Source organism: Sphingomonas sp. BT-65, from assembly GCF_026107375.2.
In the GTDB taxonomy this organism is placed as follows: Bacteria; Pseudomonadota; Alphaproteobacteria; order Sphingomonadales; family Sphingomonadaceae; genus Sphingomonas.
The window spans coordinates 2,779,171-2,802,216 of the sequence record NZ_JAPCIA010000001.1 but is presented as its reverse complement, the minus strand read 5'-3'; the positions used below and the strand labels follow the sequence as shown (position 1 = coordinate 2,802,216).

Annotated in this window: 16 protein-coding genes; 10 read left to right on the top strand and 6 right to left on the bottom strand. The window is 66.6% G+C overall.

The features are described 5' to 3' along the window. The first annotated feature begins 84 nt into the window (after window positions 1–84). The 3 genes from OK349_RS13560 (at window position 85) to OK349_RS13550 (ending at window position 6,089) form a co-directional block, all read left to right on the top strand. Window positions 85–3,141: a TonB-dependent receptor domain-containing protein gene (locus OK349_RS13560; protein ID WP_265118322.1), complete on the top strand. Its 3,057-nt coding sequence runs from the start codon at window positions 85–87 to the stop codon at window positions 3,139–3,141. A 120-nt stretch (window positions 3,142–3,261) separates the two neighbouring features. Continuing rightward, window positions 3,262–4,509, top strand: coding sequence for an MFS transporter (locus tag OK349_RS13555; RefSeq protein WP_265118321.1), 1,248 nt, complete (start codon window positions 3,262–3,264; stop codon window positions 4,507–4,509). Continuing rightward, window positions 4,506–6,089: a DUF5060 domain-containing protein gene (locus tag OK349_RS13550; protein ID WP_265118320.1), complete on the top strand. Its 1,584-nt coding sequence runs from the start codon at window positions 4,506–4,508 to the stop codon at window positions 6,087–6,089. Before OK349_RS13555 ends, OK349_RS13550 begins: the two co-directional genes overlap by 4 nt. 79 nt (window positions 6,090–6,168) lie before the next feature. On the opposite strand, the gene OK349_RS13545 is transcribed toward OK349_RS13550, so the two are convergent. Together OK349_RS13545 and OK349_RS13540 are read right to left on the bottom strand one after the other, a co-directional pair. Next, entirely contained in the window at window positions 6,169–7,293 is a 1,125-nt protein-coding gene (locus tag OK349_RS13545; protein ID WP_265118319.1) for an enolase C-terminal domain-like protein, read from the bottom strand. A 65-nt stretch (window positions 7,294–7,358) separates the two neighbouring features. Further along, the gene (locus OK349_RS13540) at window positions 7,359–8,099 is read right to left on the bottom strand and encodes a FadR/GntR family transcriptional regulator (RefSeq protein ID WP_265118318.1); all 741 of its coding nucleotides are present in this window, start codon (window positions 8,097–8,099) and stop codon (window positions 7,359–7,361) included. 151 nt (window positions 8,100–8,250) lie between these two features. Between OK349_RS13540 and OK349_RS13535 the strand changes: the two genes are divergently transcribed. Genes OK349_RS13535 through uxaC form a run of 6 tightly spaced genes read left to right on the top strand, consistent with a single transcriptional unit; the run spans window position 8,251 to window position 13,937 of the window. Further along, window positions 8,251–9,558 carry an MFS transporter gene (locus OK349_RS13535; RefSeq protein ID WP_265118317.1) on the top strand — a complete coding sequence of 436 codons (1,308 nt, stop codon included), beginning with the start codon at window positions 8,251–8,253 and terminating at the stop codon, window positions 9,556–9,558. Then, window positions 9,558–10,211: an RraA family protein gene (locus tag OK349_RS13530; protein WP_265118316.1), complete on the top strand. Its 654-nt coding sequence runs from the start codon at window positions 9,558–9,560 to the stop codon at window positions 10,209–10,211. The genes OK349_RS13535 and OK349_RS13530 overlap by 1 nt, the downstream gene beginning before the upstream one ends. Before the next feature lie 7 nt (window positions 10,212–10,218). Further along, on the top strand, window positions 10,219–10,533 hold the full coding sequence (locus OK349_RS13525; RefSeq protein WP_265118315.1) for an SAF domain-containing protein: 315 nt from the start codon (window positions 10,219–10,221) through the stop codon (window positions 10,531–10,533). Continuing rightward, entirely contained in the window at window positions 10,526–11,746 is a 1,221-nt protein-coding gene (locus OK349_RS13520; RefSeq protein ID WP_265118314.1) for a UxaA family hydrolase, read from the top strand. Before OK349_RS13525 ends, OK349_RS13520 begins: the two co-directional genes overlap by 8 nt. Further along, window positions 11,736–12,506: an SDR family NAD(P)-dependent oxidoreductase gene (locus OK349_RS13515; protein WP_265118313.1), complete on the top strand. Its 771-nt coding sequence runs from the start codon at window positions 11,736–11,738 to the stop codon at window positions 12,504–12,506. The genes OK349_RS13520 and OK349_RS13515 overlap by 11 nt, the downstream gene beginning before the upstream one ends. 6 nt (window positions 12,507–12,512) lie before the next feature. After that, window positions 12,513–13,937, top strand: a complete 1,425-nt coding sequence (gene uxaC / locus OK349_RS13510; RefSeq protein WP_265118312.1) for a glucuronate isomerase — start codon at window positions 12,513–12,515, stop codon at window positions 13,935–13,937. A gap of 259 nt (window positions 13,938–14,196) precedes the next feature. Here uxaC and OK349_RS13505 read toward each other — a convergent pair whose 3' ends face one another. Together OK349_RS13505 and OK349_RS13500 are read right to left on the bottom strand one after the other, a co-directional pair. Then, complete coding sequence (locus tag OK349_RS13505) at window positions 14,197–15,564, bottom strand: glycoside hydrolase family 28 protein (protein WP_265118311.1); 1,368 nt, start codon at window positions 15,562–15,564, stop codon at window positions 14,197–14,199. Window positions 15,565–15,661: 97 nt separating this feature from the next. Further along, window positions 15,662–18,601, bottom strand: a complete 2,940-nt coding sequence (locus OK349_RS13500; RefSeq protein ID WP_265118310.1) for a TonB-dependent receptor — start codon at window positions 18,599–18,601, stop codon at window positions 15,662–15,664. A gap of 249 nt (window positions 18,602–18,850) precedes the next feature. Here OK349_RS13500 and OK349_RS13495 point away from each other — a divergent pair, with 249 nt between their 5' ends. Further along, window positions 18,851–20,095 carry an MFS transporter gene (locus tag OK349_RS13495; RefSeq protein ID WP_265118309.1) on the top strand — a complete coding sequence of 415 codons (1,245 nt, stop codon included), beginning with the start codon at window positions 18,851–18,853 and terminating at the stop codon, window positions 20,093–20,095. Here OK349_RS13495 and pgmB read toward each other — a convergent pair. Together pgmB and OK349_RS13485 are read right to left on the bottom strand one after the other, a co-directional pair. Beyond that, a complete protein-coding gene (gene pgmB, locus OK349_RS13490; protein WP_265118308.1) occupies window positions 20,092–20,748 on the bottom strand; it encodes a beta-phosphoglucomutase in 657 nt (218 codons plus the stop codon). The genes OK349_RS13495 and pgmB overlap by 4 nt on opposite strands. Beyond that, complete coding sequence (locus OK349_RS13485; RefSeq protein WP_265118307.1) at window positions 20,745–22,964, bottom strand: glycoside hydrolase family 65 protein; 2,220 nt, start codon at window positions 22,962–22,964, stop codon at window positions 20,745–20,747. The genes pgmB and OK349_RS13485 overlap by 4 nt, the downstream gene beginning before the upstream one ends. Window positions 22,965–23,046: the final 82 nt, after the last annotated feature.

The following is a 23,046-nucleotide window of genomic DNA, read 5'->3' as shown; positions in this document are numbered from 1 at the left end:
CAACGAAAGAGAGGCGGCAAACGCCCATGGACTGGGGCCTGACCCAAGGCCCGATCAGAACCAGACAAGGGAAGGAGTGGGGAAATGAAAGTTGCAACCATCACATCATCGCGCGGCGTCCGCACCGGATTGCTGCTGACCGGCACCAGCGCGCTGACCCTGTTCGCGGCCACCGCGTCGCAGGCGCAGGAAGCCGCCGCGCCTGTCGCCCAGACCCCGGCCGAACAGGCGGCCGAGGCCGAGACGACCGAACAGGACGTCGTTGTCACGGGCAGCCGCATCCGCAGCCCGACGCTGACCTCGCCGTCGCCGATCCAAGTGATCACCGCGCAGGAGATCGAGAACAAGGGCGCGATCGACGTCCAGGAGATTCTCCAGCAGAACCCCGCGGTCGGCCCCGCTGGCAACAGCCGCACGACCAGCACCTTCGGCACCGGTCCGGGCCGCGCGACCGTCGATCTCCGCGGCCTCGGGCCGTCGCGCACGCTCGTCCTGATCGACGGCCGCCGCACCGTGGCCGGCTCGCCGGGCTCGAGCGTCGTCGACCTCGCGATGATCCCGTCTTCGTTCGTCGAGCGCGTCGATGTGCTGACCGGCGGCGCCTCGGCCGTTTACGGCTCGGACGCGATCGCGGGCGTGGTCAACTTCATCTACAAGAAGGATTACGAAGGCATCCGGATCAACACCCAGGCCGGCATCTCGGAGCGCGGCGACGACGACAATTATTCCGCCAACGTCACCTTCGGCCGCAACTTCGCGAATGGCGACGGCAATTTGCTGCTCTTCGCCGGCTGGCAGCGCGAAGGCGCGGTCCTCAACACCGCGCGTGACTGGTCGGCCCGCGACTATGTCAGCCTCGGCACCACGCAGCGCGTCGGCACCCCGAGCAACGCCAACCTGACCGCGGCGCAGAACCTGTTCGTGCCGCTCTACTCGCCGTCGAACGTCGGCCCGGGGGGCGTGTTCTCGATCGCCGGCGCGGGCAACCGCATCATCAACCCCGACGGGTCGGTGCGCGCCTACAACGCCGCGACCGACGGCTTCAACCGCGCCCAGTACGGCGCGATCGCCTCGCCGGTCGAGCGCCTGACCTTCGCGGTGCGCACCAACTATGACGTGTCGGACAAGGTCAACATCTTCGTCGAAGGTACCTACAACCGCGTCGATACCAAGGGCTATCTTGAGGCTTCGCCGCTGCGCACCGACGGTGCGCTCGGCGCATTCAACGCCCCCGGCAGCGCCAACGGCTATTTCAACATCGAGCATCGCGTGTTCCGCCCCGACGGCACCTCGGTGATCCTGCGCAACCCGTTCGTGTCCGATGCGGTCTACAATGCCGCGAACGACCGCACCGGGGACGGGCTCAAGGACATCAGCTTCCTGATCCGCACCACCATGTTCCCGCCGGGGACGCGTGCAGTGACCACCCAGCGTGACAATTTCCGCATCGCCGTCGGTGGCGATATCGACCTCGGCGGCGGCTGGAACCTCGACGCCTATTACAGCTACGGTTCGACGCGCTCTGACACGACGATGACGGGCCTCGCCAACCTCTACAATGTCGCGAACGCCGTGCAGGTCGTCCCCGACATCAACGACGTCAACCGCAATGGCAGCACGACCGACGCGATCTGTCTCGATGCCAATGCGCGCGCGTCGGGCTGCGTGCCGATGAACGTCTTCGGGCTCAATCCCGACGGGTCGAGCAAGATCAGCGCGGACGCGATCAACTATGTGAAGGCCAGCTACCAGGCGCACGCCTTCCAGGACATGCACGCCGCCGCGCTCAACCTCTCCGGCACATTGTTCCAGCTTCCCGGCGGTCCGGTGCAGGTCGCCGCGGGTCTCGAATATCGCGAGGAGTCCAGCAAGGACACCTTCGATCCGCTGACCAACCAGGCGCGCAACGGCTACACCCAGGCAACCGACACGGTCGGCGCCTTCAACGTCAAGGAAGCCTATGGCGAGATCGTCCTTCCCGTTCTCGCCAACGTGCCGTTCTTCCACAATCTGACGCTGCGCGGCGCGGCGCGTATCTCCGACTATTCGACGGTCGGCAGCTTCTGGGCGTACAATGGCGGCGTCGAATGGTCGCCGGTGGCGGACATCCGTATCCGCGGCGTCTATGCCCATGCCGTGCGCGCGCCCAATATCGGCGAGCTGTTCGAAGCGCCCCAGGCGGGCATCATCTCGATCACCGATCCGTGCCAGGGCGTCACGCTCACCAGCACCGGCACGCTGGCCGATAATTGCCGCGCCGCGCCGGGCGTGCTGGCCAACATCCAGGCGAACGGCTCGTTCACGCTGACCGTGCCCGATCAGCAGGGCGTCGGCAGCGTCACTGCGCCGAACCCGAACATCCAGGAGGAAACCGCCACCACCTATACGCTGGGCGTGGTGATCAATCCGGTGTCGATCGAGGCGCTGCGCGGCCTCACCTTCACCGCGGACTATTTCAACATCGAGCTCAAGGATGCGATCAGCCGCATCTCGCAGTCGACGGTGCTGAACAAATGTTACGTGCAGGGCATCTCCGACTTCTGCCAGTTCGTCACCCGGCGCTCGACCGCCAGCGGTGCGTTCAGTGCGGGCTCGGTCGAGCAGGTCGTCCGCGCGCTGGTCAACAGCGGCGGCAGCAAGACCGAGGGCCTCGACTTCACTTTGTCCTACACGATGCGCGCCTTTGGCGGCCGGGCCAATTTCTCGACCTCCTGGACGCATCTGCTGGCCAAGGGGAATACGCCGCTCGCCGGTGATCCGTTCGACAATTCGAAGGGTGAGCTCGGCACGCCCGAGGATGCCGCGAATGCGAGTCTGAGCTGGGACAACGACACGGTCGGCTTCACCGTCAGCGCCGAATATATCGGGCCGCAATATCTGGATTACGAGAATTTCCAGACGCGCTACGTGCTCGCCGACGGGTCGCTTCCCGACAAGAAGTATTTCCGCATCGACAGCGTGATCTACACCGACGCGCAGGTCCGCTTCAAAGTCATGGACGAAATGCAGTTCTTCATCGGCGTGAAGAACCTGTTCGATGTCGACCGCCCGCCGCTCTTCACGGGCGTCGCCGGCAACATCAACGGCCAGTTCGATCCGATCGGCCGGCGCTTCTATGCGGGCGCTCGCATGAACTTCTGACGAGGCACCCCTTGGACAGGGGAGGCGATCCCGCCTCCCCTGTCGCTCTGTATCCAGACTTACGCTGAGGCCGCAGCACAGACATAACGGCCAGGCCACACCAATCCGGGAGAGACGGACATGACCACCGCAGCCGACCGGGAGGACTGGAAGAACACCATCCTCGCCGGGCTCGCCAATTATATCGATGCAGGCTCGATCGTCGCCGGCGCCGCCGCGCTGGCGCTGTGGGTCGAGGCCTATCATCTGAGCACCGACCTGGTCGGCATGATCGGCGCGTTCGGTCCCAATGCGATCGCCGCCGGCATCGGCGCGCTGATCGGCGGAAGGCTGTGCGACCTGTTCGGCCGCAAGAAGATCTACCAGTACGACATGCTGTTCTACGCGTTCGGTATGCTGTGGCTGGTCTTCGCGGTGAACGCGTGGATGGTCGTGATCGGCTTCTTCCTCGTGGGCCTCGCGGTCGGCGCCGACATCCCCGCCTCCTGGTCGCTGATCGCGGAGATGGCGCCCGACGACAAGCGCGGCAAGCATAGCGGCGTCGCACAGGTGCTGTGGTATCTGGGGCCGGTCGTCGTGCTGCTGCTGTTCCTCGTGCTCGAGCCGCTCGGCATGCTCGGCGCGCGCATCGTCTTCGCGCATCTCGCGATCCTCGCCATCGCGCTCACCTTCCTGCGCTCGCGCATGAAGGAATCGCAGCGCTGGGTGGAAGCGCAAGCGAAAGGCGAGACCGAGCAGCGCGGCCGCTGGCAGGATCTGTTCACCCGCCAGCATATCGGTTCGATGGCGTTCCTCGCCGGCATGTACCTGTTCTGGAACCTGTGGGCGGGCACCAACGGCTTCTTCTTCCCGTACATCCTGCGCACCGTCGGCGATCAGAGCCAGGCGATGTCCGTCGCGATCCAGGCGCTGTCGTTCCTGCTCGGCATGGCCTCGATCTTCTTCATCTTCATGAAGCTCGCCGACAAGGTGAACCAGCGGCTGCTGTTCGGCATCTCGGCGGTGACCCAGATCATCGGCATGTCGCTGCTCGCGCTGTTCCCGCTGACCCTGCCGATCGCGATCATCCACGTCTTCCTGATGTCGGTCGGCGGCGGGTTCGGCGCGCAGAGCTTCTTCCAGCTGTGGAGCTCGGAGATGTTCCCGACCGCGCTGCGCGCCACCGCGCAGGGGGTGATGTTCGCGATCGTGCGCATCGCGCTCGGCGTGTTCAGCTTCTTCGTGCCGTGGCTCACCGCGACCGGCTTCACCACGCTCGCCTGGATCTTGGTTGGCTTCCTCGCGATCAGCGGCGTGATCGGCTTCGTCTGGGCGCCGCGCAACGAGGGCAAATCCCTGGAGCAACTCGAAGCGGAGCGCGCAGTATGAGTGTATCGCGACGCGAGATGCTGAAGAGCGGCCTGATCGCTGCCGGCGCGGCCGCCGCCGCGCCCGCGCTCGCGCAGGGCGCGGGGCCGGCGCGGACCGAGCGCTGGGGCGTGCATGAGCTGGTGTTCGAAGGGCCCGCGGCCGGCAACCCGTTCGTCGATGTCACCATCGCCGCGGTGTTCAAGGGCGCAGGCCGGACGATCCGCGTGCCTGGCTTCTACGACGGCAACGGCACCTACCGCATCCGCTTCAGTCCGCCCGAGCTCGGCGCGTGGGGCTGGGAGACCGAGAGCAGCGCCACTGAGCTGGCGCACAAGCGCGGCCGCTTCGAATGCGTCGCCCCCGCCGCCGGCAATCACGGCCCGATGCGGGTCACGCAGGACGGCTACCACTTCGCCTATGCCGACGGCACGCCGTTCCGCCAGATCGGCACGACCTGCTATGCGTGGGCGCTCCAGTCCGACGCCAAGTGCAACCAGACGATCGAGACGCTCAAATCGGCGCCGTTCAACAAGATGCGGATGCTCGTCACGCCCAATGTCGAGGCCGTGGCGACCAACCCCTTCGTCCGCACCGGCAAGGGGCCGCGCGACTGGGACCCGACGCGTTTCGATCCGGACTATTTCCGCCGCTACGAGGATCGCATCATCCGCCTCGGCCAGCTCGGCATCGAGGCCGACATCATCCTCTACCACCCCTATGACGAGAAGGGCGGCTATAACGATATGAAGCGCGCCGATGACGAGCGCTACATCCGCTACTGCGCCGCGCGCTGGGGCGCCTACCGCCATGTCTGGTGGTCGATGGGCAACGAATATGATGCGGTGAAGACCAAATCGATGGACGATTGGGACCATCTCTTCCAGGTCCTCGTCGCCGCCGACCCGCATGACCGGCTGCGCTCGATCCACCAGATCAACACCTATTACGATCACCGCAAGCCGTGGATCACCCACGCCAGCATCCAGAATGGCGCTGCGGTGCTCGACGACATCCGCGCCGCGATGCACCGCGACTTCGCGCTCAAGCCAGTGGTGTTCGACGAGGTCGTGTACGAGGGCAATTCGGACAAGCGCTGGGGCCAGCTCTCGGGTGAGGAGATGGTCGAGCGCTTCTGGTGGGGCCTGGTCGGCGGCACCTATGTCGGCCATAGCGAGACCTTCGACCCCAACCGCAACGCCGACTATTCGTGGCTCGGTCAGGGCGGGGTGCTCAAGGGCACCAGCGCGCCGCGCCTCGCCTTCCTCAGGAAGATCATGGAGGAGGGGCCGACCCCGGGGCTCGACCCGATCCAGCATTGGTGGAACTACCATATCGGCGGCAAGCCGCACGAATATTACATCAGATATTTCGGGGCATCGACTCCGGCCGAGTGGAAGGTCGTGCTGCCCGGCCGCAAGGACGACCCCAAGAACGCCTTCCGCATCGACGTCATCGACACTTGGAACATGACTATCACTCCGGTCGAGGGTGTGTTCCGCATGCAGCAGATGACCGAGTATGACGTTCACGATCCTGCGCGCCCCACGATCGCGCTGCCGGGCAAGCCGTGGATCGCGCTGCGCATCGTCAAGATCTGAGGATTTTCGAGACCCCCTCTCGGGGTGGCTAGACCTGCGGCTGCGGCGAACCCTCGCCGCAGCCGCTCTTTTATCCGGCTCAGGCGGTGAACACGCGGCGCGAGGTGCAATTGTCCTCGACCAGATCCCAGTCGATATCGATGCCGAGGCCCGGGCCTTGCGGCGCGTGGATGTTGCCCTCGGCGTCCATCAGGTCGCGCAGGCTCTGCTTCATCGGCAGCTGGAAGCTATCCTCGGGCACGAACAGCTCGAAATATTCCGAGTTGCGCACCGCGCAGGCGACATGGATGTTGGCGACGTCCATTGGCCCTATCGTCGTGGTGTGCAGCTCGCAATTCATGCCGTGCGCCTCGGCGAGGTGGCAGACCTTGAGCGTGCCGGTGATCCCGCCCTTCCACGACACGTCGGCGCGGACCATGTCGAGCGCGTCGCACTTGATCGCCTGCGCCACGCCCCACGGGCCGCCGCGCGTCGTCTCGGTGCCGACGATCGGAATGTCCACCGCGGCGGCGAGCTTGGCATATTTGTCGAGCTCGTAATCGCGGAACGGCTCCTCGAACCAGTAATAGTCGAGCTGCTCGAGGTGCCGCGCGACCTTGATCGCCTCGTGCAGCGTATATTCCGCCACGGGATCGGTCATCAGGATCATCTCGGGCCCGACCGCGTCACGCACCGCCTGGTGGATCTCCATGTCGAGCGCGCTGGGCCCGCATGGATGGACCTTGTAGGCCTTGAACCCGCGTTCCTTGTAGGCGAGCGCCTCGCGCACATAGGCGTCGATATCGGGCAGCCACAGGCTGCTGGCATAGACCGGCAGGCTCGTGCGATAGCTGCCGAGATAGCGGTGCAGCGGTAGCCCGGCGGTACGCGCCGCGGCGTCCCACAACGCGACGTCGATCGGGCCGGGCAGGAACACCGGGAAGAAGGCGCCGTGGCGGTCGATGTTCCAGAAATCGTGCCAGATTCGCTCGCGGTCGTGGATCGAGCGGCCGAGGATCACCGGCGCGATCACATCGGAAAGATAGGCGTCGGTCACCGCCGCCGAGCGCGCCGCCCAGAAGGTCGCGATCCCCTCGATACCGTCCGAGGTGGTGATGCGGCCTACGCCATAGGCCCAGGGCATTGGCGCGGCACCTTCGCGCTCCTCGTCGAACAGCCCCTTGGGCCGCTTGCACATCCAGGTCTCGAACTTCTCGATGCGCATCGCGGCGCCTCTCCTCGCAATCAACTTGTCTTACAGGATAGGCCGCAGCGGTTCCGCTGGCAAGCTCAGGCCGCTGGTTCGCCCGCGACGATCGGCGCCAGGATCTTGATCAGCGCATCATCGAAATGCTGCGCCATCGCGCCGGCCGCCGCCGCCGGATCGCGCGCCACCACCGCGGCGACGATGTTCTCGTGCAGGTCCTGCACGCGCTTCAGTTCCGGGCTCGCCGACCAGCGTTCGATCCCCTCGAGCATCGATGCGGCGATCAGCTGGCGGAACGCGTCGATCAGCAGCGTGTAGAGCGGATTGCCGGTCGCCCGCGCCAGCCGCGCATGAAGCTGAAGGTCGAGCTCGGCATAGCGTTTCGCATTGCCGAGCTTGGTCGCCATCTCGCGCACGATCTTCTGCAGCTCGGCGGCGTCGGCGTCGCTGCGCCGTTCGGCGGCGAGCGCGACCATCGTGATCTCGACCCCGCGGCGCATCTCGAGGATGTTGCGCGTGTCGGCCTGCCCGGTGAGCAGCGCGTTGCCGATCACGCGCGACAGCATCTCGCCATCGACCGGCACGATCGTCGCGCGCTTGCCCACCGCCATCTCGACCAGGCCCGTCGCGGCGAGCGTGCGCATCGCCTCGCGCACCACCGGGCGGCTGACGCCCAGCGTCACGCTGATCGTGGTCTCGCTCGGCAGCCGCGCGCCGGGGCGCAGCCGCTCGTCGGCCACGTGGCGGTAGATATAGTCGATGACGTGGTCGACAAGGCCGGTCGTCTTCGCGCCGCCTGCCGCTTCTTCCGCCTTCGTCCCCACGCCAACTCCTCTCCAATCGAGCCGCAGCTGCGGCATCTGGCCCACTGCCTTAGCAAAATCACGCTTGCCTTCGCCATGCAAACCGCTAGTAACCTGTCATACAGGATTCAAGCGATCGAGCCGCCATCCGAGCGCGCCGTTGAGGATGCCGATGACGACCACCATTGCCGAACCCGTCGCGGCGCGCGCTGCGCCCGCGCCGCCGCGGGGCCGCTACCGCTGGATCGTCTGCGCGCTGCTCTTCGCCTCGACCACCATCTGTTATATCGACCGCCAGATCTTCGGGCTGCTCAAGCCGACACTCGATGCCGAGTTCGGCTGGTCCGAGACCGCCTATGGCGACATTATCGCCGCCTTCTCGCTGATGTACGCCTTCGGCTATCTGCTCGGCGGGCGGTTGATGGACCGGATTGGGGTGCGCGCGGGGCTCGGCGTCGCGGTGTTCGGCTGGAGCCTCGCGGCGGCGGCGCATGGCCTGATGTCGACCGTGCTCGGCTTCAAGATCGCGCGCGGCGCGCTCGGGCTCACCGAGGGCGGCAACTTCCCCGCCTCGATCAAGGCGGTGCGCGAATGGTTCCCGCCGCAGGAGCGCGCCTTCGCCACCGGCATCTTCAACGCGGGGAGCAATATCGGCGCGATCGTCACCCCGATCTCGCTGCCCTTCATCGTCGCGCTGGTCGGCTGGCGGGCCGCGTTCCTGATCGCGGGCACGCTCGGGCTGATCTGGCTCGTCATGTGGCTGCGCTTCTACGAGCTGCCCGAGCGGCAGAAGCGGCTCTCGGCCGAGGAGCTCGCCTATATCAAGAGCGGCGACGACGCGCCCTCCGAGCCGGTCAAATGGGTCTCGCTGCTGCGCTATCGTGGCACCTGGGCTTATGTCGTCGGCATGCTGATGACCAGCCCGGTGTGGTGGTTCTATCTCAACTGGGTCCCGGGCTTCCTGCACGATCGCTTCGGCATCGATATGCTCGGATCGATCGGCCCGCTGGTGGCGATCTACCTGATCGCGGACGTGGGCAGCATCGCGGGCGGCTGGCTGTCGTCGCGGATGATCAAGCAGGGCATGCGCCCGGTGCCCGCGCGGCTCGCGACGATGCTGCTGATGGCGCTCTGCCCGATCCCGGTCGCCTTCATCGCAGGGGTGTCGAGCCTGTGGCCCGCGGTCATGCTGATCGCGCTTGCCGCGGCCGGGCATCAGGGCATGTCGGCCAATCTCTACACGCTCGCCTCGGACACCGTGCCGTCGCGCGGGGTGGGCTCGGTGATCGGCATTGGCGGCTTTGCGGCGGGCATCATGGGTATGTTCGTCGCGATGGCGGTCGGCCGGATCCTCGACGCGACCGGCGGCAACTATGCCGTGCTCTTTCTTGGCGCCGCGCTCGCCTACCCCCTCGCCGTGCTGGCGATGGCGCTGATCGTGCGCCGCTCGCGCGCAAGCCTATCCACGCTGGAGTCATGATGACCGACAACGAAATCTTCGACCTGTTCCGCGCCGAGCTGTACACGCCCGTCGTCGGCGATATCCTCGACACGCTGGGCTGCGTCCATCAGTTCCTGCCCCAGCCGATCCAGCCGATGCTTACCGAGATGAAGCTGGTCGGCCGCGCGATGCCGGTACTGATGATCGACGTCTATGGCCCGCAGGCGCAGCCCTTCGGCAAGCTGACCGAGGCGCTCGACCAGATCGAGCCCGGCGATGTCTACCTCGCCAGCGGCGGCGAGATGCGCTGCGCCTATTGGGGCGAGATCCTGACCGCGACGGCGCGGGCGCGCGGGGCCAATGGCGCGGTCGTCAACGGCTTCCACCGCGACACGCCGCAGATCCTGTCGCAAGGCTGGCCGGTGTTCAGCCGCGGCCGTTTCGCGCAGGATTCGAGCGTGCGCACCCAGGTCGTCGATTACCGCTGCCCGATCGAGGTCGGGCCGGTTAGCGTGCAGCCGGGCGACCTGGTGTTCGGCGACCTCGACGGCGTGGTCGTCATCCCGCGCGCCCATGAGGCCGAAGTGGTCGAACGCGCGTTGGAGAAGGCGCGCGGCGAGAAGCAGGTGCGCAAGGAGATCGAGGGCGGCATGTCGAGCACCCAGGCCTTCGCCAAATACGGAATCCTGTGAGCCGGAGATGACCACCGCGTTCCGCATCCACCCCGACGACAATGTCGCGACACTGCTCGGCGACGGCTCGGACGTGGTGACCGTGATCGGCGACGGCGAGGTCGCGCTCAACGAAGCGATCGCGCTGGGGCATAAGATCGCGCTGGCGGACATCGCGGCGGGCGCGGCGGTGGTGAAGTTCGGTATCCCGATCGGCCACGCCGCCACCGCGATCCGCAAGGGCGACTGGGTCCATCTTCACAATTGCACCAGCCGCTTTGACGAGCGCTCGGGCGGATTCGACGTGGTCACCGGCGCGGCCAAGGACATGGCCTATGACTGACATCTTCGACCGACAGTGGACCGGCTGGCTTCGGCCCGACGAACGCAAGGGCATCCGCAACCTCGTGCTCGTCATCTACACCGTCCAGTGCGCCGCGCATGTCGCGCACGCCATCGCCGCGGGCGAGGAGGACGTGCAGGTCATCGGCTTCCCCGGCTGCTACGACAACCAATATGCGATCCGGCTCGTGCTCAGCCTCGCGCGGCATCCCAATATCGGCGCGGTGCTCTCGGTCGGGCTCGGCTGCGAATATACCCAGCCAGCCAAGATCGCCGAGGCGGTGGAGAAGAGCGGGCGGCCCGCCGCTTCGTTCTTCATCCAGGATGTCGGCGGCACGCGTTCTTCGACCGAAAAGGGCAAGGCGATCGTCCGCGAGCTTCGCGACCGGATCCGGCGCGAGACGCCGCGCGTGCCAATGGGCTTTGCCGACCTCACGCTCGGCGCCGAGTGCGGTGGCTCCGACGGCACCAGCGGTCTCGTCGGCAACCCCGCGGTCGGCCGCCTGTTCGACCGCGTCGTCGATTCCGGCGGTTCAGCCATCGTTGAGGAGATTGTCGAGATGATCGGGCTCGAGGACATCATCCTCGCCCGCGCCGCCGACGATCGCGCCCGCGCCGAGCTCGCCGCCGCCTATGCCAAGGCCGAGCATTATTGCCGCGAGGTGCGGCAATATTCGGTGTCGCCGGGGAATTTCGCGGGCGGCCTCACCACGATCGAAGAGAAGAGCATGGGCGCCTTCGCCAAGAGCGGATCGCGCCCGATCCAGGGCGTGATCAAGGTCGGCGAGGCGCCGCCCTGGCCCGGCCTGTGGGTGATGGATTCGGTGCCCGACCCGCACTTCATGCAGTTCGGCTACACCAACCCCAACGACACCGAAGGGATCATGGACCTGGTCAGCGGCGGCAGCCAGATCGTGCTGTTCGTCACCGGGCGCGGCAGCGTGATCGGATCGCCGATCGCACCGCTGGTCAAGGTCACCGGCAACAGCCGCACCTATGCCCGGATGGAAGAGGACATGGACTTCGACGCCGGCCGCGTGCTGGCGGGCGAACTCACCCTCGACGCCTGCGCGGACGAGCTCGGCGCGATGGTCGCCGATGTCGCGAGCGGCCAGCCAAGCAAGCCCGAGGCGCTCGGGCATCGGGAGTATTTCGTGATGTACAAGCACCAGGACACACCGGATCTCGACCGGGGGTGCCGCAATGCAGCTTGATCCCGCCCAGGCCTTCCGCCTGGACGGCGAAGTCGCGCTGATCACCGGCGGGGGCAGCGGCCTTGGTCTCGGCATGGCCAAGGCGATGCATGCCGCCGGCGCCAAGGTGGTGCTGGTCGGGCGGCGTCCCGATATGGTCGAGGCGGCGGCGGCCGAGCTGGGCGACGGCGCCTATTGGGAAGCCGCCGACGTCACCGCATTCGACACGATGCCGGCGATGCTCGACCGGGTGCGGGAAAAGGTCGGCGATATCACGATCCTCGCCAACAATGCCGGGCATAACTTCAAGAAGCTCGCGGTCGACACCAGCGTCGAGGATTTCGCGGGCATGCTCGACACGCACGTCCTCGCCGCACACAACCTGACGCGGCTGGTGCTGCCGGCGATGCTCGCCGCGCAGCACGGCAACATCCTGTTCACCGCATCGATGACCTCGCTGCTCGGCATGCCGCAGGTGATCGCCTATTCGGCCGCCAAGTCGGCCTATGTCGGCATGGTTCGGGCGCTGGCGACCGAGGTCTCGGGACAGGGCGTGCGGGTCAACGCGATCGCGCCCGGCTGGATCGAATCGCCGATGCTGCGCAGGGCGCTCGACGGCGATCCGGCACGCTCGGACCGCATCCTCCAGCGCACCCCGATGGGCCGCTTCGGCGAGGCCGAGGATATCGGGCTGGCCGCCGTCTATCTCTGCTCCCCCGCCGCGCGCTTCGTCACCGGCGTCCTGCTGCCCGTCGACGGCGGCGCTTCCCAAGGGTTCTGATTCACAATGACCGATTCCATGCCGCTGTCGCTGCACCCCGACCGCCTGTTCCCCGCCGATCCCGACACCCGCGCCGTCGCACGCGAGCTGTACAATTCGGTCAAGGACCTGCCGATCGTCAGCCCGCACGGCCATACCGACCCGTCCTGGTTCGCGAGCGACGAGCCCTTCGCCAACCCGGCGGCTTTGTTCATCATCCCCGACCATTATGTCTTCCGCATGCTCTACTCGCAGGGCGTGCCGCTCGAGGAGCTGGGCGTGCCGCGGATCGACGGCGGCTGGACCGAGAGCGATCCGCGCAAGATCTGGCGCCGCTTCGCCGAGAATTTCCACCTGCTGCGCGGCACGCCGAGCCGGATGTGGCTCGACCATGCCTTCCACGCGATCCTCGGCATCACCGAGCGGCTCTCGCCCGCCAATGCCGACCGCATCTACGACCAGATCGACGCCAAGCTGAAGACCGACGAATTCCGCCCGCGCGCGCTGTTCGAGCGGTTCGGGATCGAGCTGCTCGCGACCACCGAGGACCCGCTCGACGACCTGCGCCACCACCGCGCGATCGCGGCGAGCGGATGGAGCGGCCGCGTCGTCACCGCCTTCCGCCCCGACAACGTCACCGATCCCGAGCATCCCCGCTTCCGCGAGGCGCTGCCCGAGCTTGGCCGCATCACCGGCGAGGATGTGGCGAGCTGGGACGGCTATCTCGCCGCGCTGCGCAACCGGCGGCGCTATTTCATCGAGCATGGCGGCTGCACCTCGACCGATCACGGCCACCCGACCGCGCATACCGAGAACCTCCCCCAAGCAGAGGCGGCGGCATTGTTCGGCCGGATCGTCCGCGGCGAGGGTGACGCCCATGACGCCGAGCGCTTCCGCGGGCAAATGCTGACCGAGATGGCGCGGATGAGCCTCGACGACGGCCTCGTCATGCAGATCCACCCCGGCGCGCTGCGCAGCCAGAACCCGGCGGTGACCGACACGTTCGGCGAGGCCAAGGGCGACGACTGGCCCTCGCGCACCGAGTATGTGAACGCGCTCAAGCCCCTGCTCAACGCCTATGGCAACGAGCGCGACCTCACGATCATCCTGTTCACCCTCGACGAGAGCAATTACGCGCGCGAGATCGCGCCGCTCGCCGGCCATTATCCGGCGCTGCGCATCGGCCCGGCCTGGTGGTTCCACGACAGCCCCGAGGGGATGCGTCGCTTCCGCGAGCAGGTGACCGAGACCGGCGGCTTCTACAACACCGTCGGCTTCAACGACGACACCCGCGCCTTCCTGTCGATCCCCTCGCGGCACGACATGAGCCGCCGGGTGGACTGCTCCTTCCTCGCCCGCCTCGTCGCCGAGCACCGGCTGGAGAAGGACGAGGCGTTGGCGGTGGCGCAGGACCTGGCGTATAATCTGGTGCGGCAGGCCTATCGGCTCTGAGCGGTATCAGGATACCGGAAGGTCTCAAGAGTCCCAGTGCTACGCGCGCGCGCGCGGGAGGCGTGGGATGACCCGGGCTGACGATGAGAAAGAGCCCGGAAAGGCTCGCAGCTGAATTCCAACATTGCAAGCTTGCGCCCGCCACCGTCACCCCGGCCTTGTGCCGGGGCCCACCGCGCGGCGAGCGGTGCGCGCGAGGTTCGGGGGCATTGCGTGCGGTGGCGTGGACCCCGGCACATGGCCGGGTGACGAAGGGGGGTCAGGTCACGATCTCGCCCGGGGCGCCGTTCACGCGGACATTCTCCATCCGGATGTCGCGCGTGTTGCGGGCGATCAGCTTCTGGCGCTCGCCCTGGTCGGTCAGGCGTACATCGATGTCCTTGAGCAGGAAGTCCGAGATCGCCGTGGTCGGGTTGCCGGAGATGTTGCCGAAGCGGCGCGTGGTGCCGGTCACATCCTCGATCACCACGTCGCGGATGATCGCGCCGGGCATGCGCGGCTCGACCTTGGTGCCGTGCACCAGCCGGGCGTTGACGATCAGCCCGACCGCGGGATCGTCGGCGCCGAAATTGGGCTTGCCATAGCCGTAGAACACCTCGCCGCGGTGCCAGAAGCTGCCATAGGGCGTCGGCGCCTCGGCGAGGCGCACGCCCTTGACGCGCAATTTCTCATAGACCTGCCCCGGCGTGTCGGGGCGCACCTTGAAGCGGATCGTCGGGATGTCGCCGACATTGGTGATCCGCTCGACCCGCACGTCGCGGACGATCGTGGCGTTGCTGCCGTAAGTGACGCAGCCCAAGCCGTGCTCGAACAGACAGTCATGGATATGGATGCGCTCGACTGGCGGCGCTTCCTTGTACGCCGTGGCGCCCGGCCCCTGCGTGCCCTTCAATGCGATGCAGTCGTCGTCGACCGAGAAGCGGCAACGGCGCACGACGATGTCCTGGCAGCTGTCGAGGTCGATCGCGTCACTGCTCGGTGCGCGGATCTCGTGCGGCACCTCGAAGCTGCAATCCTCGATCACCGAACGGCGGCAGCGATACATGTGCAGGTTCCAGAAGGCAGCGTCCTTGAACGTCACACCGCTGACGAGCACGTCGTCGCAATCCTCGATCGAGCAGAGCTGGGGGAAGTGGTACTGGACCTTGACGCCCTGCACGTTCTCCTCGGGCGCGTTGAAGAACATCCGCCAGAAGGGATCGCCGCCGCCGTCGATCGTGCCCGGGCCGACGATGCGCAGGCCGTGATTGTGCTGCGCGTTGATCAGACCGAGGCGCAGCGCCTCCGGAAATGCCTCGACGAAACGCCGCAGCACCAGCGGATAGTCCGACAGGTTGGGCGAGCCGCGCAGCACCGCGCCCTTGCGCAGCTCGAGCCCGACGCCGGGCTTGAGCCAGATCGAGCCGCTGACGAACACACCGGCGGGCACCGCAATCATCCCGCCGCCGGCCCTGGCGCAGGCGTCGATCGCCTTCTGGATCGCCTTGGTGTTGATCGTCTTGCCGTCGCCCACCGCGCCGTGGCTGCGGATGTCGACAATGCGCTGCCGCGCGAACGCCGGGACGGCGGGCAATGCGAGCAGCGCCGCGGCGGGCGCCTGGACCAGAAGGCTGCGGCGTGTCGTCATGTCGTCCTTTCCTCAGTCGTTTAAATCAGGAACGCCCGGCTCGATCAGCGAACCGGGCGCCCCCTTTTTGGCGCTCGCGCGCTTGCCCAGTGCCGGCCTAGAATTTGAAGGCGACGCCGGCGGAGAACTTCCGCCCGGTGTACGCCGTGTAATAGGGGTCCTGGCGGACCGAGTCGTAGTAGAATTCGAGCGCTTCGTTGGTGATGTTCTGCGCTTCGAGGCGCAGCTGGATCTGCGGCGTGATCTGGTAGGACGCGGCCAGATCGACGAACACCGTCGAATTGGCGCCCTGCACGTCGTTGACGAAATTGCCCTGCGCGTCCGTACCGATGCGCGAGGTCGGCACGGTCAGTAGATATTTGTCGCGATAGGTCGCGGTGCCGCGGATGCTGAACTTGTCATCTTCATAATAGAGCGTCCCGCTCAAGGTGTGCTTGGACAGGTTCACCAGGTCGCGGACCAGGGTGTTGGCGCCCGTGCAGGATGCGCCGGACGTCCGGCAATAGGTGATCTGCGAGTCGACGAAGGTGTAGTTCGCCAGCATGCCGAAGTTGCGGAACGTATCGCCCAGGAAGTCGAAGCCGGTCTGGACATTGACCTCGATGCCCTTGAGCGGACCGCCCGGCGTATTCTGCCGGCTGCTGACCGTGAATTCGGTCGCTGCCGTGTTGCCCGACCCCTCGATCAGCGACAGTGGCAGTCCGGTCTGGCTGTAGGGCATCGATTCGGACAGCGCCTGGATGTAGCTGTCGATATCCTTGTAGAAACCGCCCACGGCGATCAGTCCGCGCCGCCCGAAATAATATTCGAGACTGACGTCGACCGTTTTTGCGCGGATTGGGTCGAGGTAGAAGTTCGGACCCGAGATGGTGCGCGTGTTGAGGGCGATGTTCACGCCTGCAGGCAGAATATGGTTGAGTTCCGGCCGCGCCATCACCTTCGCCGCGGCAAAACGCAGGATCAGCTTGTCGGTGAGGTCCGCGGTGATCGTCGCCGAGGGCAGCCAGTCGTCATATTCGCGGGTCAGGGTACGTGAGACGCCGGCGACGGTACCCAGCCCGCTCTGGTTGGTATGGACGTAGCGCACGCCGATATTGCCGCGCAGACGCACGCCCACGTCGGTATCGAACTCGACCATCCCATATGCGCCTGTGACCTTCTCGCTCAGCGTGTCGCGTACCGGGATCGGTGCGAGGGCATAGGTCCCGCTGTCATCGTTGGTGAAGTTGATGAGCTTGTCGATCGCGTCGTAGTCCGGCGCCAGCCAGGACCCGCCGACGTTGCCCGGCATCGATTTTCCGAAGTCGTCGATCAGCGTCATTACCGAGCTCATCGCGGTTCCGGCCGGCAGCGATCCCGTGGTCACGTTGCCCGCACGGCTACGCGTGTATCGCTTGTAGTTTCCTTCGCGATACTGGACGCCGGCGCGGACCTTGAAGCCGTCGAACAGCGCGTAGGTCGCGTTGAACTCGGCGGTCAGATTCTCGGTATCCTCCTTGTTGTCGCCCTTGTTGAGCAGGTTGCGGAAGATCGTCACGCTGGTGGTCGGGGAGGTCTGCACCACGAGGTTAGGCGCGAACAAGTAATTGGCGGCGTTGGTGGTGTCGAAGCCCCAGTTGATCACAGGGATGCTGCCGCCGCCGCGGAAATCATAGGAGAAATTCTGGACGTCGTTGGCGAAGAAGCTGATCTGCGTCGATACGGGGTTGTGCATCGTAGAGAGCGACAGGCCGGCATAGGCGTCGATTGTCAGCTTCCCCAGTTCCTGCGAGAAGGTCGCGTTGATCTGGCGGAAGGTGGTGGTGTATTTGCGCAAGGCGATATCGTTTGAGATATCGATGTTGTTGAACTGGCCGTACAGCGTACTGCCCAGCGAATCGACCTCGATGTCGGTGACCGTCGTGATCGGCTGGCCGTGGTTGTTCAGGCCGCGCGCGAACGAGTTGGCGGCAAAGCTATAATCGCGCCGCGTCACGTCATACCAGCTGTACAGGCCGTCGAGAGAGAAATGCGTGCCCTCGGCGGGTTCAGCCTCGATTGTGACCGTGGCGCCGAGCCGCGAATAATCCTGGTCCGATCGCAGCCACCGCGGGCTACGATAGATAAAGGCGTTCCGGGCGGTCTCATAGTTGGCGATGTTCTCGGCGGTGCCAGGCGGGCGCGATAGGCCGGTCGCGCAGTTGAGCGCGTCGGTGCCGAGCGGGACGTTGCTGGCCGGATTCTGCGTCGGATAGCCGACTGGAGAGCAGAAACCGCCCTGCTGGGTGCCGCGATAGACTTCGACCGCCGACCACGCCTCCTCGCGCGTGTAGCGCTTGGTATAGGCGATCGACGCCGCGATGCCGAAGGTGCCATCGAGGAACTTCTTGGAAACGAGGCCGGTGACGCGCGGGCTGACGCGTCCGCGCAGATCGTCATAGGTCCCCTGTGCGCTCGCAGCGAGGGTGAAATCCTGGGCATAGGACAGCGGCCGCGGCGTCTGCAGATCAACCGTCGCGCCGAGCGAGCCTTCATCGACGTCGGCCGAATAGGTCTTGCGCACGGTCAGCTCGCTGAACAGCTCGGACGCGAACACGCTGAAGTCGAACGAGCGCGACGAGTTGAAACCGGCGCGGATGTCCGACGAGTTGGTCGAGCTCGAACCCTGCATGCCGTTGAGGCGCACGCGGGTGAACTGCGCGCCAAGACCGCGAACCGAGATGGTCTTGCCCTCGCCGCCGTCGCCGCGGGCGAGCGCGACACCCGGCAGGCGCTGCATCGATTCGGCCAGGTTCGAGTCGGGGAACTTGCCGATGTCCTCGGCCGAGATCGAATCGACGACGCCAGTCTCGTTCCGCTTGGTCGCGAGCGACTTCTCGAGCGATCCGCGGAAGCCGGTGACGATGATATCTTCCGCGCCCTGATCGGCGGGGGCGGTTTCGGCCGTCTCGTCCTGGCCGGCCGCCGTTGTCTGGGCGGTGGCGGCGGGCGCGAATCCCAGGCCGATTGCCAGCGCAGTCACCGAAACCGTGGCGCGCGCGAACACAGTTTGTGCCATCTTCAGAACTCCTCCCACCCCGATTTATTCGGGTTTGCGCTGAAACCTGTAAGACAGAATAAGCTGTCTTACAAGTATCTCGTTATGGGTGGAAGCGAGGTCACCCGATCGACCGGTTGCCCTGTCTCCCGAACATCCGGCCTATGAGAACGAGGACCGCGCCGAAGGCCTCGGGATTGCGCAATGAAAAGCATTCCATTTCATCTTTCACCGCATTAGGCTGACCCCGACAAAACCATGGGAGGGGTTATGGCGCGACCGGCGCTGGCGATCGTTGCACTCGTCACCAGCTATGCGGTGCTCGGCCTGCTGATGAACAGCGTCGGCACGGTGATCCTCCAGTCGATCGCGCATTACGGCGTGTCCAAGCCGCAGGCCGCGACGCTCGAGGCGTGCAAGGACCTGTCGGTGGTCGTCGCCTCGTTCCTGTTCGCAGTGTCGCTGCCGCGCTTCGGCTTCCGCCGCGCGCAGATCGGGGTGATGCTGGCGATTGCTGCCGGCGCTTTGCTGATGCCGGTCGCCAACAGCTTCCTCGCGACGCAATTGTTCTTCGTGCTCACCGGCCTGTGCTTCGGCATCGCCAAGGTCGCGACCTATGCCTCGATCGGGCTGCTGCGTCCGGAGCGTGAGCGGCATGCGGGGCTGACCAGCCTGGTCGAAGGGGTGTTCATGGTCGGCATTCTCGCCGGGATCTGGATGTTCGGCTGGTTCATCGGCCGCGACCGCACCGGCGAGGACTGGCTCGACGTCTATCATGTGATCGCCGCGCTCGCCGCGGGATCGGCGCTGCTGTGGTGGCTCGCCCCGCTCGACGAGAGCCGCAACGCCGTGGCCGAGGGCGCGCCCGCCGCTAGCCGCCGCGACATGCTCGCGCTCGCCATCCTGCCCTCGACCATCGCCTTCCTCGCCGCGATCTTCCTCTATGTGCTGGTCGAGCAGAGCATCGGCACCTGGCTGCCCACCTTCAACAACCAGGTGCTGCATCTGCCCAGCGCGATGAGCGTGCAGGCGTCGAGCATCTTCATCGCCGCGCTGGCGCTCGGCCGGGTGAGCGCGAGCTGGCTGGTGGCGAAGCTCGGCTGGCTCAGGTTGCTGCTGATCTGCCTCGCGGCGATGGCGGCTTTGGTGCTGCTGACCTTACCGAGCACGCGCGGGCTGACGCTGCGGCCTGATGTCACCTGGTTCAGCGCGCCGCTCGCCGCCTATATCTTCCCGCTGATCGGGGTGTTCATGGCGCCGATCTACCCGATTGTCTCGTCGGTGGTGCTGAGCGCGCTGCCGCAGGCGCGGCACGCGGCGATGGTCGGGCTGATGGTGATCTTCTCTGCGCTCGGCGGCACGATCGGATCGATGATCACCGGAATCGTGTTCGACCGCTTCTCGGGCCAGACCGCCTTCTATCTCGTGTTGGTGCCGATCGTGCTGATCGGGATCGCGCTGTGGCAGCTCGACCGGATCACGCGGCGGACTGCGGCGGCGCAGCAGCCCGCCTAGGCGAGATAGTCCGCGAGGCTGAAGTCGGCGATCGTCGGGATGACGTGGTCCGCGTCGGGCAGCGCCGCGGACGTGCCGACGCCGAGCGCGGGCATCCCGGCGGCGTGGATCGCGACGATGCCGGCCTGCGAATCCTCGACGCCGAGCGTGCGTGCGGGTTCGGCGCCGACCACTGCGGCGGCGGCGAGGAAGATGTCGGGCGCAGGCTTGCCCGCCGCGACCGAGGCGGGGTCGACAACCGTGTCGAACAGCGAGTCGATCTCCATCCGAGCGAGCAGCAAGGGCGCGTTGCGGCTCGCCGAGGCGAGCGCGACCTTGAGGCCGGCGGCGCGGCATGCCGCGATCGCCTCGCGTGCGCCGGGGAACAGGTCGGCGGGGCCGAAATGCGCGATCTCGTCGAGATACCAGTCGTTCTTGCGCGCGGCGAGCTGCGCGCGCGCCGCATCGTCGAAGCCGGAGCGGTCGCCGAGGATCAGCGCGAGGCTGCCCATGCGGTCGACGCCCTTGAGCGCTTCGTTCGCGGCCTCGTCGAACGGGATGGCGAGGCTGTCGGCGAGCCGTTTCCACGCGCGATAATGCGCGCGCGCGGTGTCGGTCAGCACCCCGTCGAGGTCGAAGGCGACGGCGTCGAGCTGGCGGGGGAAGATGCTCATGCGAGCGGGCCGGTCCAGCTCTCGCCCGCAGCGATGCGCACCTCAGTGTCGCCATGGCGGAAGGCGAGCGGTTCGCCTGCAACGACGCGATAGTGCGCGCCGTCGCGGTTCACCTCGACGCGTAGCTCGCTGCCGCGCCAGCTGAGACCGAAGCGATAGCCCTGCCAGACATCGGGCAAGGTCGGGCGGAAGGCGAAGCCGCCGTCCGCCGGGCGGAAGCCGGCGAACCCCCACACCAACGCAAGCCAGGACCCCGCGAGCGAGGCCATGTGCACGCCGTGGCTGGTATTGCCATGCTGGTCCTCGACATCGACGAAGCTGGTCGCGCGGAAGAAGCGCAGCGCCTGCTCGGGATAGCCGATCTCGCTCGCGAGGATCGCGAAAGTCGAGGCCGACAGCGTCGAATCATGCGTGGTGAGCGGCTCGTAATAGTCGAAGGCGCGGCGCTTGCGCTCGAGCGGCACGTCCTCGCCGCCCAGCACCATGCCGAGGATCAGATCGGCCTGCTTGCACACCTGGTGCCGGTAGAGCGTCATCGGGTGATAATGAAGCAACAGCGGGAAGCGCTCGCGCGGCGTGGCGGCGACGTCCCAGTGCGGCTTGCCGAGGAAGCTCGCATCCTGTGCATCGATGCCGAGCTCTGCATCGAAGGGCAGGTGCATCGCATCCGCCGCGCGAGCGAAGGCAGCGAGCTCGTCCTCGCCCAGGCCAATCGCGGCGGTGAGCTCGGCCCATGCGTCGGGCGCCCTTTCCCGCACGCGATCCGCCACGTCGCAGGCCAGGCGCAGATGCTTCTGCGCCATGCGGTTGGTGTACCAATTGTCGTCGATCAGCGTGGTGTATTCGTCGGGCCCGGTGACGCCGTGGAGGTGGAAGGCGCCATCCCGCCAATCGCCGAGCGACAGCCACAGCCGCGCAGTCTCGACCAGCATCTCCGCGCCCATCTCGATGAGGAATCCCTCGTCGCCGGTGGCGTCGGCATAGAGACCGATCGCGAAGCCGATCGCGGCGTTGATGTGATACTGCGCCGAGCCGCTCGGATAATGCGCCGAGCATTCGCGTCCGCCGATCGTGCGCCAGGCATAGAGCACGCCGCTCTCATGGTTGAGCGCGCGCGCATTGGCGGCCGCGCCGTCGAGCGTGCGGTAGCGATAGACGAGCATCGCGCGCGCAACCTCGGGTGCAAGCACCGCCAGCACGGGGAGCATGAACGCCTCGGTGTCCCAGAAATAATGGCCCTCATAGCCTTCGCCGGTGAGACCCTTGGCGGCGGCGGTCGAGACGCCGTCGCGCCCGGCCGAGCAGAAGAGGTGATAGAGGTTGAGGCGGAGCGCCGCGGTGGTGCGCGCGTCGCCGTCGATTGCGATGTCGGCGCGGTCCCAGAAGGCGGCGAATGCGGCACATTGTGCTTCGAGCACGGCATCGAAGCCGGCGGCGAGATGCGCCTCGGCGAGCTGCGCCGCCCGCGCCCCGAGCGCGCCTGACTCGGCCTTGCCCACGGCGAAACCGGTGACGACGAAGGTTGCTTCCCCGTCGGCGCGCACGCGCTGCACGGCGGCGACGCCGGTGCCGCTGCCCGGCAGCCGCTCGATCACGCGCGTGTCGTCGGCCTGTTCGGTGACGAAGCCGCCGGTGCCGAGATTGACGCCGATCCGCGGATCGTCGGACTGGCCCTCGGGCCGCGGCGCGGAGGCGAGATGGGGTTCGAGCGTGACCTGTTTTTCGCTCGCGGTGGCGTACAGGCGGCGCAGCAGCACCGGGCTGCCGTCGATCGGGACGAGCCGCTCTGCGATGATCTCGAGCACTTGCCCGTCGGCGAGGATCCAGCGCGTGCGTCGGGTCAGCCGTCCGCTGCGCAAATCGAGCGAGCGCAGAGTCTCCGCGATCCGTGCCGCGGCGAAGTCGACCTCCGCGCCATCCACCCGAACGCGGAGCCCGAGCGGCTCGGCGACCGGCACGCGCGAATCCGACTGTTCGGCAAAGCCGCTGAGCCGCTCGTGATAATGGATCGGTATGGTCTCATAGGCCTGCGCCAGGAAGGTGGTCGCTTTCGCCCGCTCTTCGATCGCACCGCGCACGCCGAGCGCGCCGTTGGACAGCGCGAGTATGGTCGCCGCCCAGCCCTCGCACGCCGGATCGTCGCCAGCGATCGCAACGGTCCAGCCGTCAGTCCCGAATTGCAGGGCTTCACCCCCATGATTCCGATGGGCCCCCAACGGCCGGCTCCTCTCCAGTTTCAACCTGGATACCGGACCTTTGATAACGATTTCAAGAGCCGATCCGCACGAACCCTTTGCA

Coding starts and splice junctions, on each gene's coding strand:
- uxaC (WP_265118312.1), top strand. CDS start 12,513: ATGACCGATTCCATGCCGCTGTCGCTGCACCCCGACCGCCTGTTCCCC.
- OK349_RS13505 (WP_265118311.1), bottom strand. CDS start 15,564: ATGACGACACGCCGCAGCCTTCTGGTCCAGGCGCCCGCCGCGGCGCTG.
- OK349_RS13520 (WP_265118314.1), top strand. CDS start 10,526: ATGACTGACATCTTCGACCGACAGTGGACCGGCTGGCTTCGGCCCGAC.
- OK349_RS13500 (WP_265118310.1), bottom strand. CDS start 18,601: ATGGCACAAACTGTGTTCGCGCGCGCCACGGTTTCGGTGACTGCGCTG.
- OK349_RS13495 (WP_265118309.1), top strand. CDS start 18,851: ATGGCGCGACCGGCGCTGGCGATCGTTGCACTCGTCACCAGCTATGCG.
- OK349_RS13550 (WP_265118320.1), top strand. CDS start 4,506: ATGAGTGTATCGCGACGCGAGATGCTGAAGAGCGGCCTGATCGCTGCC.
- OK349_RS13555 (WP_265118321.1), top strand. CDS start 3,262: ATGACCACCGCAGCCGACCGGGAGGACTGGAAGAACACCATCCTCGCC.
- OK349_RS13560 (WP_265118322.1), top strand. CDS start 85: ATGAAAGTTGCAACCATCACATCATCGCGCGGCGTCCGCACCGGATTG.
- OK349_RS13535 (WP_265118317.1), top strand. CDS start 8,251: ATGACGACCACCATTGCCGAACCCGTCGCGGCGCGCGCTGCGCCCGCG.
- OK349_RS13515 (WP_265118313.1), top strand. CDS start 11,736: ATGCAGCTTGATCCCGCCCAGGCCTTCCGCCTGGACGGCGAAGTCGCG.
- pgmB (WP_265118308.1), bottom strand. CDS start 20,748: ATGAGCATCTTCCCCCGCCAGCTCGACGCCGTCGCCTTCGACCTCGAC.
- OK349_RS13530 (WP_265118316.1), top strand. CDS start 9,558: ATGACCGACAACGAAATCTTCGACCTGTTCCGCGCCGAGCTGTACACG.
- OK349_RS13545 (WP_265118319.1), bottom strand. CDS start 7,293: ATGCGCATCGAGAAGTTCGAGACCTGGATGTGCAAGCGGCCCAAGGGG.
- OK349_RS13525 (WP_265118315.1), top strand. CDS start 10,219: ATGACCACCGCGTTCCGCATCCACCCCGACGACAATGTCGCGACACTG.